The sequence below is a fragment of the Thermospira aquatica genome, assembly GCF_023525255.1.
GTDB classification, from domain to species: domain Bacteria; phylum Spirochaetota; class Brevinematia; order Brevinematales; family Thermospiraceae; genus Thermospira; species Thermospira aquatica.
On the sequence record NZ_CP073355.1, the window covers coordinates 32,224 to 46,113 of the forward strand.

At 39.4% G+C, this 13,890-nt stretch carries 14 protein-coding genes and 2 pseudogenes; 5 read left to right on the forward strand and 11 right to left on the reverse strand.

Annotated elements, in window-relative coordinates; all coding sequences use genetic code 11:
• Window positions 1-200: 200 nt before the first annotated feature.
• Window positions 201-1,315 (forward strand): annotated as a pseudogene (locus KDW03_RS00170) (IS256 family transposase); the annotation flags it as partial.
• Here KDW03_RS00170 and KDW03_RS00180 read toward each other — a convergent pair.
• From KDW03_RS00180 to KDW03_RS00190, 3 genes and pseudogenes are all read right to left on the reverse strand, one after another.
• The gene (locus KDW03_RS00180) at window positions 1,305-2,504 is read right to left on the reverse strand and encodes an ISNCY family transposase (protein ID WP_271435392.1); all 1,200 of its coding nucleotides are present in this window, start codon (window positions 2,502-2,504) and stop codon (window positions 1,305-1,307) included. The pseudogene KDW03_RS00170 and the gene KDW03_RS00180 sit on opposite strands and share 11 nt — an antisense overlap.
• 103 nt (window positions 2,505-2,607) lie before the next feature.
• Window positions 2,608-3,204: pseudogene (locus KDW03_RS00185) on the reverse strand (transposase).
• A gap of 37 nt (window positions 3,205-3,241) precedes the next feature.
• A complete protein-coding gene (locus tag KDW03_RS00190; protein ID WP_271435393.1) occupies window positions 3,242-3,769 on the reverse strand; it encodes a transposase in 528 nt (175 codons plus the stop codon).
• 303 nt (window positions 3,770-4,072) lie between these two features.
• On the opposite strand from KDW03_RS00190, the gene KDW03_RS00195 reads away from it, so the two are divergent.
• The gene (locus tag KDW03_RS00195; RefSeq protein ID WP_271435394.1) at window positions 4,073-5,230 is read left to right on the forward strand and encodes an integrase catalytic domain-containing protein; all 1,158 of its coding nucleotides are present in this window, start codon (window positions 4,073-4,075) and stop codon (window positions 5,228-5,230) included.
• A gap of 245 nt (window positions 5,231-5,475) precedes the next feature.
• Here the strand turns inward: KDW03_RS00195 and KDW03_RS00200 are convergent, their stop codons facing one another.
• The 5 genes from KDW03_RS00200 to KDW03_RS00220 all read right to left on the reverse strand — a co-directional run bounded on the left by KDW03_RS00200 (window position 5,476) and on the right by KDW03_RS00220 (window position 9,423).
• Window positions 5,476-5,667, reverse strand: coding sequence for a hypothetical protein (locus KDW03_RS00200; RefSeq protein WP_271435395.1), 192 nt, complete (start codon window positions 5,665-5,667; stop codon window positions 5,476-5,478).
• Window positions 5,668-5,872: 205 nt separating this feature from the next.
• Window positions 5,873-6,397 (reverse strand): hypothetical protein, encoded by a 525-nt coding sequence (locus KDW03_RS00205; RefSeq protein WP_271435396.1) that lies wholly within the window; start codon window positions 6,395-6,397, stop codon window positions 5,873-5,875.
• 5 nt (window positions 6,398-6,402) lie between these two features.
• The gene (locus KDW03_RS00210) at window positions 6,403-6,768 is read right to left on the reverse strand and encodes a hypothetical protein (protein WP_271435397.1); all 366 of its coding nucleotides are present in this window, start codon (window positions 6,766-6,768) and stop codon (window positions 6,403-6,405) included.
• Between the two features lie 11 nt (window positions 6,769-6,779).
• Window positions 6,780-6,992 (reverse strand): hypothetical protein, encoded by a 213-nt coding sequence (locus KDW03_RS00215; RefSeq protein ID WP_271435398.1) that lies wholly within the window; start codon window positions 6,990-6,992, stop codon window positions 6,780-6,782.
• Between the two features lie 1,204 nt (window positions 6,993-8,196).
• Window positions 8,197-9,423 carry an integrase catalytic domain-containing protein gene (locus KDW03_RS00220; RefSeq protein WP_271435399.1) on the reverse strand — a complete coding sequence of 409 codons (1,227 nt, stop codon included), beginning with the start codon at window positions 9,421-9,423 and terminating at the stop codon, window positions 8,197-8,199.
• Window positions 9,424-9,642: 219 nt separating this feature from the next.
• On the opposite strand from KDW03_RS00220, the gene KDW03_RS00225 reads away from it, so the two are divergent.
• The 3 genes from KDW03_RS00225 (at window position 9,643) to KDW03_RS00235 (ending at window position 11,493) form a co-directional block, all read left to right on the forward strand.
• Window positions 9,643-10,329 (forward strand): helix-turn-helix domain-containing protein, encoded by a 687-nt coding sequence (locus KDW03_RS00225; protein WP_271435400.1) that lies wholly within the window; start codon window positions 9,643-9,645, stop codon window positions 10,327-10,329.
• Between the two features lie 116 nt (window positions 10,330-10,445).
• A complete protein-coding gene (locus tag KDW03_RS00230; RefSeq protein ID WP_271435401.1) occupies window positions 10,446-10,814 on the forward strand; it encodes a hypothetical protein in 369 nt (122 codons plus the stop codon).
• Window positions 10,815-10,944: 130 nt separating this feature from the next.
• Window positions 10,945-11,493: a PadR family transcriptional regulator gene (locus KDW03_RS00235; protein ID WP_271435402.1), complete on the forward strand. Its 549-nt coding sequence runs from the start codon at window positions 10,945-10,947 to the stop codon at window positions 11,491-11,493.
• Window positions 11,494-11,507: 14 nt separating this feature from the next.
• Here KDW03_RS00235 and KDW03_RS00240 read toward each other — a convergent pair whose 3' ends face one another.
• From KDW03_RS00240 to KDW03_RS00250, 3 genes are read right to left on the reverse strand one after another with little or no spacing between them, the layout of a single operon-like run.
• Window positions 11,508-12,878, reverse strand: coding sequence for an MATE family efflux transporter (locus KDW03_RS00240; protein WP_271435403.1), 1,371 nt, complete (start codon window positions 12,876-12,878; stop codon window positions 11,508-11,510).
• Complete coding sequence (locus tag KDW03_RS00245; protein WP_271435404.1) at window positions 12,875-13,327, reverse strand: regulatory protein RecX; 453 nt, start codon at window positions 13,325-13,327, stop codon at window positions 12,875-12,877. The genes KDW03_RS00240 and KDW03_RS00245 overlap by 4 nt, the downstream gene beginning before the upstream one ends.
• Window positions 13,320-13,868, reverse strand: coding sequence for an LOG family protein (locus tag KDW03_RS00250; RefSeq protein WP_271435405.1), 549 nt, complete (start codon window positions 13,866-13,868; stop codon window positions 13,320-13,322). The genes KDW03_RS00245 and KDW03_RS00250 overlap by 8 nt, the downstream gene beginning before the upstream one ends.
• Between the last annotated feature and the right edge of the window lie 22 nt (window positions 13,869-13,890).

Genomic DNA, 13,890 nt, shown 5'->3' on the forward strand with positions numbered 1-13,890 from the left:
GTCAAATAAATTAAAATGTCACCTTTTTATTGAAATAGAAATGTCACTTTTTTATGCCGAAACTCTACGGGCAGTGTATACTTAATTGTGTCTGGTAGGAAAAAGATAACCTCCTGTGATAATATAAATAAAACTATCACAGGAGGCCAGATATGATTGAGACGAAGAATATTTTAGAGCTATTCAAACCAATTGTCAAGGAAGTATTAGAGAGTATGTTAAAAGAGGAAAGAGAGATTTACCTGGAAAACAATCCTCCCACAAAAGGCAATGGCTTTTACGAAAGGGATTTAAAGACAGCTTTTGGCGAGCTTACAGCCATACGTGTTCCAAGAACAAGGGATAATGGATTTAAAAGTGCCCTTCTTCCCTATCGCAAACGCATCACAGAAGACTTAGATGCATTAATCAGGGCTATGTTGATATCAGGAATGTCAACAAGGAAGATAGCAGAAGTTTTAAAAGAGCTTTATGAAATAAAGATTTCTTATGCTAACATCTCAAGGATAAGCCAGGTAGGCATAGAAGAGATTCAGAAGTGGCGTAGTCGCCCTCTCATGGAAGAATATGCCGTGGTATTTCTGGATGCTATGGTGTTTCTATCAAGAGAGATAGGGTAGAAAATGAATCAATATATGTAGCTATAGGCATTACACCTGAGGGAAGACGGGAGATTTTAGGATACTACCTGCCAGGAGGCATGGAAAGTGCTTATAACTGGCGGGAAATTTTGGCAGATATAAGAGAAAGAGGTGTCAAACAGATTCATTTTATTGTCTCTGATGGCTTAAGTGGTATGAAAAACGTCATAACAGAGATATATCCCCACGCAAAGTATCAGCCCTGTGTAGTCCATGTCATGAGAAACATACTGGCTAAAGTGAGAGTTCAACACAGAAATATCATTGCCACTGAAATAAAGAGGTATTTCATGCCAAAGACAAACAGGAGGCAGAACAATTGTTTATGAAATTTATACAAAAATGGAAAAATATCTATCCCAACTTAATGAATAACCTCTTGACAATAAGAGAGAGAATATATTAACTTACATGGAATACCTGAAGGAATACGAAGCATGGTGTATACAAACAATGCCCTGGAAAGACTCTTTAAAGAACTTAAAAGGAGATTAAAAACAATGGAAATGTGTCAAAGCGAGGCTTCAGCTGAGAAATATCTTTACCTGTTATTAAGATACCAAAATGAGAAGTTCTTAAAAAGAAAGTTAAAAAATTGGGAGTATTACTTTCAACTCTATCGTGAGCAACACTCATACACCAAAGAAAATATTCACAGCGAGGTTATCCTATGACTAGACACAATTTTCTTGACACAATGACTCTACGACCATAATCATCTATTTCAAAAAAGTTCAATTCGATATTTTTCTTAAAAATATGTATACTTCCATCAAGCCAGGTTTTTAAGATAACATTGTCCCCGGGTTTTATGGCTATAGGTTGTTTCTTTTCAATCTGGTATATTCTTTTAGAAAACTTTATTGTATAATCTCTATAGACTTTGCACTCGGCCGTATAACAAACATAGTTCCTTAAGTCCTGATCAGGCATTAATGCAATATGAAAATCTTCATCCGACAGAGGTTTTTTACTAAATTTTCGGTTATTCTTTTCCCAGTAATATTCTTTCAAAAAACGATTGGCACTGTCAATATCCTTTATGTTTTTAGTTTCATTTCTGCTATTAACCTGTCCTGATGGATCCCATTCCATCTCTACGCGTCCTTTTGCCTGGGGACTATGGGCATATATCATTTCTATCCCCAGCCTATGGCAGACCTCTCCAAACTTTGTTAGAGGCAATTTCCCTGCAAGCTGTTCTTCTATGGTCGCTTCCCGTTTCGTATAGAACAGGCTTTTATAATCACAATAGATCGAATAAGGAATACCGTATTTCATTATCCAGTCAAACAAACATTGCAGCGCTACTTGTGTCGTTTCTCCTGTGTCGAAAAGACCGTAAGATGTGCCTGTAGCATCATCCACCATATTCATCAGACAGACTTCTTTGCCTGTCCCAAACCAGTCGTGAATGCTGCCGTCCATTTGAATCATTTCTCCAAAATGCTCTTTTCTCGGCCTTCTGGTACGGTGTTTCGCAGTTTTTCTTATTTTCTTCCACAATCCTGTTTCCATCATCCATAAACGAAGCGTTGATGCTCCTATTTTTATATGATGTTCCTCATAAAGCTTTTCAGCTATAAATGTCGGCTTAAAACCTTTATAATTATTCCGTACTATCTGCATAATTTTCTCTTTGATATCACTGCTAATTCTGTGATTCCCCGGTTTGCCTATTAATTTGTGATTGAGGGCTTCATCACCCTTTGATAAATATTCTTTAAAAATTCGAATAAGTTGCCTTCTGCAAATCCCCAGTATTATTGCAGCATCTTTCTGCTTGATTTTCTTGTTCTTTACCATCTCCAGTATTTTTGCCCTCTTCTGTGCTTTAAGTGTCATCGTTATCACCTCTCTCATCTGCAACCTCTCGTTTTTTTAGTTGCAGTATTTTAAAAGGTGACATTTCTATTTGCACAAAGTGTGACATTTTAAATTGTTTTCGACAGAAAATTGTGTCTAGTCATAGGATAACCTCGCTGTGAATATTTTCTTTGGTGTATGAGTGTTGCTCACGATAGAGTTGAAAGTAATACTCCCAATTTTTTAACTTTCTTTTTAAGAACTTCTCATTTTGGTATCTTAATAACAGGTAAAGATATTTCTCAGCTGAAGCCTCGCTTTGACACATTTCCATTGTTTTTAATCTCCTTTTAAGTTCTTTAAAGAGTCTTTCCAGGGCATTGTTTGTATACACCATGCTTCGTATTCCTTCAGGTAATTCCATGTAAGTGAATATATTCTCTCTTATTGTCAAGAGGTTATTCATTAAGTTGGGATAGATATTTTTCCATTTTTGTGTAAATTTCATAAACAATTGTTCTGCCTCCTGTTTGTCTTTGGCATGAAATACCTCTTTATTTCAGTGGCAATGATATTTTTCTGTGTTGAACTCTCACTTTAGCCAGTATGTTTCTCATGACATGGACTACACAGGGCTGATACTTTGCGTGGGATATATCTCTGTTATGACGTTTTTCATACCACTTAAGCCATCAGAGACAATAAAATGAATCTGTTTGACACCTCTTTCTCTTATATCTGCAAAATTTCCCGCCAGTTATAAGCACTTTCCATGCCTCCTGGCAGGTAGTATCCTAAAATCTCCGTCTTCCCTCAGGTGTAATGCCTATAGCTACATATATTGATTCATTTTCTACCCTATCTCTCTTGATAGGAAACACCATAGCATCCAGAAATACCACGGCATATTCTTCCATGAGAGGGCGACTACGCCACTTCTGAATCTCTTCTATGCCTACCTGGCTTATCCTTGAGATGTTAGCATAAGAAATCTTTATTTCATAAAGCTCTTTTAAAACTTCTGCTATCTTCCTTGTTGACATTCCTGATATCAACATAGCCCTGATTAATGCATCTAAGTCTTCTGTGATGCGTTTGCGATAGGGAAGAAGGGCACTTTTAAATCCATTATCCCTTGTTCTTGGAACACGTATGGCTGTAAGCTCGCCAAAAGCTGTCTTTAAATCCCTTTCGTAAAAGCCATTGCCTTTTGTGGGAGGATTGTTTTCCAGGTAAATCTCTCTTTCCTCTTTTAACATACTCTCTAATACTTCCTTGACAATTGGTTTGAATAGCTCTAAAATATTCTTCGTCTCAATCATATCTGGCCTCCTGTGATAGTTTTATTTATATTATCACAGGAGGTTATCTTTTTCCTACCAGACACAATTAAGTATACACTGCCTCGAAAAGGGAACGTTGCTTCAAAATAAAAAAGTACTCCAAATCTGTGTATAAAATAATCCAGTTCATGGCTCGACAAGCTCGCCAACCGTGGCTCGACAAGCTCGCCAACCGGAATTGGGTTGGCGATGTTTGAAAAAAGACCTATTTACAGGGAAACGGCGAAATGATATGCTGAGCTTGTCGAAGCAGAGTATCAAAAAGCCAGCAAAAAGGAAAAAATGGAGATACTGGATTACTTTGTGAGGATAACAGGTTTAAAAAACCGAAACTATGCCGCCAGGCTCTTGAGGCAGCACGGAAAAACCATCTATGTAGGCAAGAAAAATTACCTTAAAGCCGACATAGCCAAGAAGGGCAAAAGACCTGGCAGAAAGAAAAAATTCGGCGAAGAGGAACTAAAACTTCTAAAAAAGGTCTGGGAAATTGAAAACTACATGTGTGGCAAACGTTTAAAGCCGATTCTCAATGAAGTTTTAGATAATCTCTTAGCAAACGGACATCTCCACGGTTCTCCACAGGCTATAGAAAACTTGCGCCATATAAGTGCTTCAAGTATTGACCGACTTTTGAAACATGAGCGTAAAAAGCTTGAGATAAAAGGACGAAAAGGCACAAAACCTGGAACGTTGTTAAAGCAACAAATAGCTATACGCACGTGGGCAGAGTGGGATGAAAATTGCCCTGGTTTTATGGAGATTGATCTGGTTGCCCATGAGGGAGGAAATAGCCGGGGAGATTTTGCTCAAACATTAAATATGGTGGATGTTTGGAGCGGTTGGACAGAACTTGTGGCAATCAAAAACAAAGCTTCAAAATGGGTAAGAGAAGCCATAGAAAAAGTCAAAGGAAGACTTCCTTTTGATTTACGGGGAATTGATTCTGATACCGGTGCTGAATTTATTAATCATCCTCTGCGCGATTGGTGTGAGAAGAACCAGATAAAATTTACAAGGGGAAGAAGCTCCCGTTCCAATGATAACTGCTACGTTGAGCAGAAAAACTATTCCATAGTCCGCCAGAATGTTGGATACTTCCGCTACGATACCGAGGAAGAAGTCTACTACTTGAACCGACTCTATGCCTATCTTCGACTGTATACCAACTTTTTTCAACCGGTTATGAAAATGACAGAGAAAAAGAGAATCGGAAGCAAGGTGCAAAAGAAGCATGATGATATTAAAACTCCCTACCAGCGGCTTTTAGAAAGCTCTTATGTAAGTGAGGCACAAAAGGAACGCCTAACAAGGCTTTATAAGGCTCTCGATTTGTTTCACCTAAGACAAAAAATTACAGCTTGCCAGAGAAAACTTTACAGCCTTCAAAAGAAAAAGAATGTAAAAAACAAAAATTTGGAGGAAACTGTATGGAATTTTTGAGTACTTTTTTTTATGAGGCAATGATTCGAATTTCGAGTACTTTTTTATTTGACGCAACGGGATAGATGATATACCATCAACAGGCAAGGTCGCTCGGCCTCCTGCCTCGCTTGCTTCAGTGGAATGCCTGTGAAAGTATGCTTCTTATGCTTCGTTGCTTTATGGCTTTGTTCTTACACATAAGCACTATGTTAACAATTTCATAAATCCATCGCTTAGAATTATCGTAGAAGTGGATGAGGAGTTTAATACTCCTCCTCTAAATACACATCCATTACCCAGCCTTTTATTGTATCTCCTTTTTTATCCTTTATCCCTGTATCTACATAAAGCCAGTATCCCTTCCTTCTTACACCATCTGAATTTTCTATTTCATACCCAACAACTAACCAATCACTTATCTTTACCCTTGTCCCTCTCTTTAATTGAATTATCACTGCTGAATTAGTATCCGGCTTTTCAAGAAGATTAACATCGTCACCATATATATAGTAGTATCCCTCACGCTGCCCGGATTCTCATACTCCGCCCATTTCGGAAATTTATTCTTGTCGGTTATTACCTTTGTACTATAAGCAAATGGAACTCGTAGTTTACCTTTTTCATCGTAATAGAATATATCAACATTATTACCTAACATGATTATATTTTTGAATTTATAAATTTTCCTTTCAAACTTTTATTATCAACATTGTATACAAGATTTTTAGTTATTATCCTATAGGTACCATTTGAGTATATCCGATAATAAACAACTCCTCCTTCTTCATCAAAGGCTTCTATGAACATTTCCTGTATCTTTTTTACCGGTTTAAAATCGTTCTTACCAGCTAAATGCCTTCTCTCAGTCCAACCTTGGATTGTTAAAACTTTCCAACCATTATCAGTTAGAACCATCTCCTGATTACTACTCATTCCAGAATCAATATAGAACCACTCAGTAACATTTGAATTACTTGCCATTATAATATTCGTCTTACCTAAAATATTAACACATTGAAGATAAGGTAACTGCATTAGTTTCATTGAGTTAGCACTTGGCTGTTCAAATAATTCCACTTCTCTATCTATAACATAAACCGAATTACTTCCAAAAGGTTTTATTTCAATTGAATAAACACCATTAGAAATGACACATATTACCAGTATGAATAATAAAGAGCGCATTTAAATTACCTCCTAATAGTTAAGTGTAGATGATGTCTATGTTTATACATAAAATTATACCTCTTTTTAGACAAATTTCCGTTTGGATATCCTTGTTGCCAAACATTTGGTTGATTATATGTGTTACCTGGTATTTTACTTTTCACCCACCACGGATCCAGCGCCTGACTTACTCTTTGGTCATTTACCATACTGTTGTACACTTCATTTCTTAACGCCATCGCAGCTTGTGATTGTGGCCCTACAGTCGAATTATTAAACCTTACTGTTAAATTACCCCTTGTTACAGCTACAATATCTATCCCTCTTCCCGACCCATGAGGGCTTGTAGCGCTATTCCTCCACAAGCTTGATACCTGAATACTATCCACATCCACACTCCTCACTGACTACTTCTATCCAGAACCATCCCCATCCAACCTACGTCATGCATAACACCCTCCAGAAATGTCCCACTAAAGTCTTTAAAATACGGCGTCTTTTCCCACTCTTTACTCCCTCGTGGTCTTACCATAAGCCCATACACCACACCTCCAGCTACTGCAAACTTTCTCACACCCTTCTTCAAGGCTTCTTCATACTCTTTCCACTTCATAGATACCTCCCCATTTTTTATGTTGGAGCTTTGTTTTATAACTTTTTCGAATGTATTATACCACCAGTTGGGGATTTTTGCAATGGGCATTTGTCACAATTTTTGCTGTTTCCTTGTTGCAGTGTAAGAAGGGACGCTTGTTGCTATTACCTTATCGCAGTACAAAAAACTCCAGCTATTACCATATTGCAGTTAATGCGTGAAACCCGAAAGTTATTCCCTTGTTGCAGTGGCAATCGAGGGATATAGCTATTACCCTGTCACAGTCCCCAGAAACATAAAAACTGAAACAAGGTAATAGCAATCCCCCTACCTAACTATTACCATGTTACAGTGTAAAAAGAAACACCCAGATTTTCCCTTGTCGCAGTAAACTCCTGCTCTTCCCTTTTTGCAGTGGAAAAAATTCCGGTTATTACCATGTCGCAGTGAAAGCTTGAAACCTGAAAGCTCTTCCCGTGTTGGAGGGGAAGGGAGAGAGGATATGAGCTATTACCTTATCGCAGGGAGAGTGAAAAAACAAAAGCTCTTCCCTTGTCGCAGTCGGAAGAGGAACCTCTGGCTATTACCTTGTTGCAGTGAACTGGAGGGAATTAAGAGCTCTTCCCGTGTTGCAGGAGAAAAAAAATCTTTTGCTATTACCATGTTGCAGTTTGGAGTTCAAGACTTAAAAGCTTTTTCACTATTGCAGTGGTGGATGAAGAGGAGTCTTTTTGCTCTTCCCATATTGCAGTCAAAACGTACACCGTGAAAGCCCTTCCCTTGTTGCAGTGGCAATCGAGGGAGAAGCTCTATCACAGTTTTACACTCCGCGCTCACACTGCAAAAAAGTAATAGCTCATGTTGAAAATTCCAGAGTCACCATCTCCCCGGATTTTGCTTATCCTCCTCAAAACTTGCTATTCCCTTATCACAGTCTAAGATGAAGGGCTAAACTGCAACAAGGAAAGAGCACCCGAAAAGTTCAACAAAGAAAAAAGATCTTCCTTTATCACAGCCACAACAAAAATATCCTTGCCCTCTTTCTCTGTCACAGCTAAAAACGCTTCCGGTACTCTTCCCATGTCGCAGGAGAAAAACATAAGCAAAAACTAAAAAAATATCCCTCTACATCTCCCCAGACCAAATCTATCTATGAAAAAACCCGTTGCGTCAAATAAAAAAGTACTCGAAATTCGAATCATTGCCTCATAAAAAAAAGTACTCAAAAATTCCATACAGTTTCCTCCAAATTTTTGTTTTTTACATTCTTTTTCTTTTGAAGGCTGAAAAGTTTTCTCTGGCAAGCTGTAATTTTTTGTCTTAGGTGAAACAAATCGAGAGCCTTATAAAGCCTTGTTAGGCGTTCCTTTTGTGCCTCACTTACATAAGAGCTTTCTAAAAGCCGTTGGTAGGGAGTTTTAATATCATCATGCTTCTTTTGCACCTTGCTTCCGATTCTCTTTTTCTCTGTCATTTTCATAACCGGTTGAAAAAAGTTGGCATAAAGCCTGAGATACGCATAGAGTCGGTTCAAGTAGTAGACTTCTTCCTCGGTATCGTAGCGGAAGTATCCAACATTCTGGCGGACTATGGAATAGTTTTTCTGCTCAACGTAGCAGTTATCATTGGAACGGGAGCTTCTACCCCTTGTAAATTTTATCTGGTGCTTCTCACACCAATCACGCAGAGGATGATTAATAAATTCAGCACCGGTATCAGAATCAATTCCCCGTAAATCAAAAGGAAGTCTTCTTTGGACTTTTTCTATGGCTTCTCTTACCCATTTTGAAGCCTTGTTTTTGATTGCCACAAGCTCTGTCCAACCGCTCCAAACATCCACCATATTTAATGTTTGAGCAAAGTCTCCCCGGCTATTTCCTCCCTCATGGGCTACCAGATCAATCTCCATGAACCCAGGGCAATTTTCATCCCACTCTGCCCACGTGCGTATAGCTATTTGTTGCTTTAACAACGTTCCAGGCTTTGTACCTTTTCGTCCTTTTATCTCAAGCTTTTTACGCTCATGTTTCAAAAGTCGGTCAATACTTGAAGCACTTATATGGCGCAAGTTTTCTATAGCCTGTTGAAAACCCTGGAGATGTCCGTTTGCTAAGAGATTATCTAAAACTTCATTTAAAATCGGCTTTAAACGTTTGCCACACATGTAGTTTTCAATTTCCCAGACCTTTTTTAGAAGTTTTAGTTCCTCTTCGCCGAATTTTTTCTTTCTGCCAGGTCTTTTGCCCTTCTTGGCTATGTCGGCTTTAAGGTAATTTTTCTTGCCTACATAGATGTTTTTTCCGTGCTGCCTCAAGAGCCTGGCGGCATAGTTTCGATTTTTTAGGCCTGTTATCCTCACAAAATAATCCAGTATCTCCATTTTTTCCTTTTTGCTGGCTTTTTGATATTGTTTTGCCGTTTCCCTGTAAATAGGTCTCCTTTCAAACATCGCCACCCCAATTCCGGTTGGCGAGCTTGTCGAGCCATGAACTGGATTATTTTACACAAATTTAAAGTACTTTTTTATTTTGAAGCAACGTTCCCTTTTCGAGTACTTTTATTATGAAGCAATTCGAAAAATGTCGAAAACAATTTAAAATGTCACCCTTTGTGCAAATAGAAATGTCACCTTTTAAAATACTGCAACTAAAAAAACGAGAGGTTGCAGATGAGAGAGGTGATAACGATGACACTTAAAGCACAGAAGAGGGCAAAAATACTGGAGATGGTAAAGAACAAGAAAATCAAGCAGAAAGATGCTGCAATAATACTGGGGATTTGCAGAAGGCAACTTATTCGAATTTTTAAAGAATATTTATCAAAGGGTGATGAAGCTCTCAATCACAAATTAATAGGCAAACCGGGGAATCACAGAATTAGCAGTGATATCAAAGAGAAAATTATGCAGATAGTACGGAATAATTATAAAGGTTTTAAGCCGACATTTATAGCTGAAAAGCTTTATGAGGAACATCATATAAAAATAGGAGCATCAACGCTTCGTTTATGGATGATGGAAACAGGATTGTGGAAGAAAATAAGAAAAACTGCGAAACACCGTACCAGAAGGCCGAGAAAAGAGCATTTTGGAGAAATGATTCAAATGGACGGCAGCATTCACGACTGGTTTGGGACAGGCAAAGAAGTCTGTCTGATGAATATGGTGGATGATGCTACAGGCACATCTTACGGTCTTTTCGACACAGGAGAAACGACACAAGTAGCGCTGCAATGTTTGTTTGACTGGATAATGAAATACGGTATTCCTTATTCGATCTATTGTGATTATAAAAGCCTGTTCTATACAAAACGGGAAGCGACCATAGAAGAACAGCTTGCAGGAAATTGCCTCTAACAAAGTTTGGAGAGGTCTGCCATAGGCTGGGATAGAAATGATATATGCCCATAGTCCCCAGGCAAAAGGGCGCGTAGAGATGGAATGGGATCCATCAGGACAGGTTAATAGCAGAAATGAAACTAAAAAACATAAAGGATATTGACAGTGCCAATCGTTTTTTGAAAGAATATTACTGGGAAAAGAATAACCGAAAATTTAGTAAAAAACCTCTGTCGGATGAAGATTTTCATATTGCATTAATGCCTGATCAGGACTTAAGGAACTATGTTTGTTATACGGCCGAGTGCAAAGTCTATAGAGATTATACAATAAAATTTTCTAAAAGAATATACCAGATTGAAAAGAAACAACCTATAGCCATAAAACCCGGGGACAATGTTATCTTAAAAACCTGGCTTGATGGAAGTATACATATTTTTAAGAAAAATATCGAATTGAACTTTTTTGAAATAGATGATTATGGTCGTAGAGTTTCGGCATAAAAAAGTGACATTTCTATTTCAATAAAAAGGTGACATTTTAATTTATTTGACAGATGAAGCAATTCGAAAAATTGACTTATTTATTTATTTATGCTATAATAAAAATAAGGGGCAAAAAAGGAGTTGAGCGATGAAATACTCCAATGTCGAACTCATCATTCTTCATCTCATCAGTGAAAAGAAATCTCTTTCCGGGTATGAGATTAACCGTCTGGTGGAAGAGAGGGGGTACCGAAACTGGGCCGAAATAGGCACATCTTCCATTTACATTGGACTAGAAAAACTTGAAAACAAAGGACTTGTTGTATCCTCTCTCGATACTCAAAAACAGGGGAAAGGACCCTTACCAAAAAAATATTCACTTACACCAGAAGGAGAAAAGGTTCTCCTTGAAGAGATGCGCAAAGCTCTTTCTGGTAAAGCAGATATCCCAGGCAGGTTTACCATTGGGCTGTCGGGTCTTGCCCTTTTTACGATTGAAGAGGCTATTGTTCACCTCGGAAACAAAAAAAGCCAGCTCGCCGATCAGATCCAGCATCAAAACAATCAATGGCAGGCTATTGGTGGAGAAAAAGCCCCCTTTCATGTATGGGCGCTCTTTCGTCACACGACGTACATGCTTGAGAAAGAACTTGAATTTGTAGAAAAGCTTATATCGGATCTAAAAAAACTTCTTTAAAAAGGACTTTTTTGTTAGCGAATTTCCTCATCGGCAGTACTCACCACATGGTGTTCCAGGGGTTTTGCCCGATGAACCTCCTGAGAAAAAAGACGGTAAAATATTGCAGAAAGAACAGCTACCGTTACCGTAAGTCCAAACCAGGCTCCAATTACTCCCCACTTAAAAACAAACGTTCCCAGCCATGCAAGCGGTAACCAAAGAAGATAATCAATAACCAGGGAAATATTCCGAATAAGCTTTGTTTTGCCTAAACCCTCAAGACCTGCCCTATAGGCGATAAAAAGCCCGTCCACGATTTGATACAGTGCCATAAAACGCAAAAGACGGCTTCCCGAGACAATCAAAGTCTCATCCTGAGAGACCAGCCGCACAAGATCTTCGGGGAAAAACCAATAAATCACGCCAATGATCCCCATCATAATCATGTTTATCTGTACCCCCTGTCGTGTCACACGCCTCGCTTCTCCGGGATTTTGCTGGCCAATGAAAAAGCTCACCTGCTGGGTAATCACACTTGCCAATGCTATTCCAAGCAAAAGCGACAGATCTTTGATTTTAAGGGCAATCTCATGGGTCGCCACCGCCGCTGTTCCGAGGCGAGCAATAATGCTTACAAAAACCGTCCAGGCGAGAATCTCGATGAGGTAGGTTGCCCCCATAGGCCATCCTATATGGGCAAATTCTTTTAAAAACGACCATGAAAACCACGATTTTTTCAGAGAAGAATGGATAAACCGTCTTCCAAAAATCAAAAAAAGTCCCACATTTACCCCCTGAGCAAAAACAGTTGCCCCGGCTGCCCCGCCAACCCCCAATGCTGGAAAAGGCCCTGGCCCGAAAATAAAAAGCCAATTCCCGAGAATATTGATTCCCACAACAAGATACGAAAAAACTGCTATCAGAAAATTCTTCTCAAAAGCAAGAAATATTCGCCACCAAACAATACCCATCGTTGAGAAAATAGCTCCCCCAAGTCGAATGAAGAGGTACGATCTTGCCATTCGAAGCACCACAGGATCAGAAGACATTGTACCAAGATAGAAAGACAAAAGCGGGTACAAAAAAAGAAAAAGTACTCCCACAACTCCAGAAACAATCGTAAGAGTAGAGGATGCCTGTGCTATTTCTTTTTCTGACTTTCGTGCGACCATAGCAGGCAAAAGGATAAGCGTCGCCCCGAGAAATCCCTCTACAGGAGCAAGGACAAAGAAAAAAAGCGTATTTGCCAGACCGACAGCAGCGAGAGCCTCCGGACCAAGACGTCCTACCATGACTACATCAATGATTCCCAGTACATGAAAAGCCAGAAACCCCGTCATAACAGGGATAGCTAACGAAAAGAGTCTACGATACTCTACAAAACGATGAGAAATATTCTTCATTCATGCTCCTTTTGTTTCCAGCCACGAAGATAAAAAAGCGCCTTCTCATAAGGATACCCCCTTCTCATCAAAAGAGCAAGAATCCACTTCTCATCTTTTCCTGGCTTTACTTTTTTGTCAAGAAGAGAAAATACCACCTCTTGCTCATCATAGCTCACCTCAGAGATGGCCATATCGATGACCTCTTCGAGGATCCCCTTACGACGAAGTTCCTGGCGTATAGCGGAAAGCGAAAGACCCCGTGTTCTCAGCCGTTCCTCAATCCACTGCCTGGCAAGAGAGAGTTCATCAAACCAATTTTCTTTTTCCAGTTCGATGAGAACCTCACTTATCAAATCCATATCGTATTTTGCACGGCTAAGCCGTTTTCTTACTTCCTCTCTTGTCCGAGGTTTGTATTTAAGATAACGAATGGCAAGCTGCATAGCTTTGTGCTTGTTGTCATCCATACATTCTTTCCTTGAGTTGTTCCCAGAGGAGATCTACATCACCCTCGACCACAAGAGAACGTCGCAGTGGGGCATCAATAAATCCCTCTTCAAGCATCATGTCCAGCTGTTTCAAAAACCCATCAAAAAATCCCCGAAAATTCAGGATAGCAATCTCTCCGCGATAGAGTTCGAGCTTTTTCCAGGAGATGGCCTGACTGAGTTCCTCAAGTGTTCCAACCCCTCCCGGGATAGCAATCACGGCTCGGGAGAGCGCAAGCATCTGACGTTTCCGTTCGTCAATATCCTGCGTAATACGGAGTTCAGACAGTGATGGATACGCAACCTCAATATGCTGAAGAAACTCAGGCAAGATACCTATCGCCTTGCCATTATTTTTCACCACTGTTTCGGCAAGCTTGCCCATGAGTCCCACTGACGTACCCCCATAGACAAGCCCTACATTGTCTTTGACCAGCTTCTCTCCCAGTGATTGAACTATCTGCACGTACATGGGATCTTTTCCAAGCTGGGAGCCGCAAAATACAGTGACATAATGCATGTTCAGCCTCCAATTCCTTTCC

Bases quoted from the DNA above. Each gene is read 5' to 3' on its own strand.
- KDW03_RS00240 (WP_271435403.1), bottom strand. From the start codon at position 12,878: ATGAAGAATATTTCTCATCGTTTTGTAGAGTATCGTAGACTCTTTTCG.
- KDW03_RS00190 (WP_271435393.1), bottom strand. From the start codon at position 3,769: ATGATTGAGACGAAGAATATTTTAGAGCTATTCAAACCAATTGTCAAG.
- KDW03_RS00205 (WP_271435396.1), bottom strand. From the start codon at position 6,397: ATGCGCTCTTTATTATTCATACTGGTAATATGTGTCATTTCTAATGGT.
- KDW03_RS00230 (WP_271435401.1), top strand. From the start codon at position 10,446: ATGAAACTAAAAAACATAAAGGATATTGACAGTGCCAATCGTTTTTTG.
- KDW03_RS00215 (WP_271435398.1), bottom strand. From the start codon at position 6,992: ATGAAGTGGAAAGAGTATGAAGAAGCCTTGAAGAAGGGTGTGAGAAAG.
- KDW03_RS00235 (WP_271435402.1), top strand. From the start codon at position 10,945: ATGAAATACTCCAATGTCGAACTCATCATTCTTCATCTCATCAGTGAA.
- KDW03_RS00195 (WP_271435394.1), top strand. From the start codon at position 4,073: ATGGAGATACTGGATTACTTTGTGAGGATAACAGGTTTAAAAAACCGA.
- KDW03_RS00225 (WP_271435400.1), top strand. From the start codon at position 9,643: ATGAGAGAGGTGATAACGATGACACTTAAAGCACAGAAGAGGGCAAAA.
- KDW03_RS00245 (WP_271435404.1), bottom strand. From the start codon at position 13,327: ATGGATGACAACAAGCACAAAGCTATGCAGCTTGCCATTCGTTATCTT.
- KDW03_RS00250 (WP_271435405.1), bottom strand. From the start codon at position 13,868: ATGCATTATGTCACTGTATTTTGCGGCTCCCAGCTTGGAAAAGATCCC.
- KDW03_RS00180 (WP_271435392.1), bottom strand. From the start codon at position 2,504: ATGAGAGAGGTGATAACGATGACACTTAAAGCACAGAAGAGGGCAAAA.
- KDW03_RS00220 (WP_271435399.1), bottom strand. From the start codon at position 9,423: ATGTTTGAAAGGAGACCTATTTACAGGGAAACGGCAAAACAATATCAA.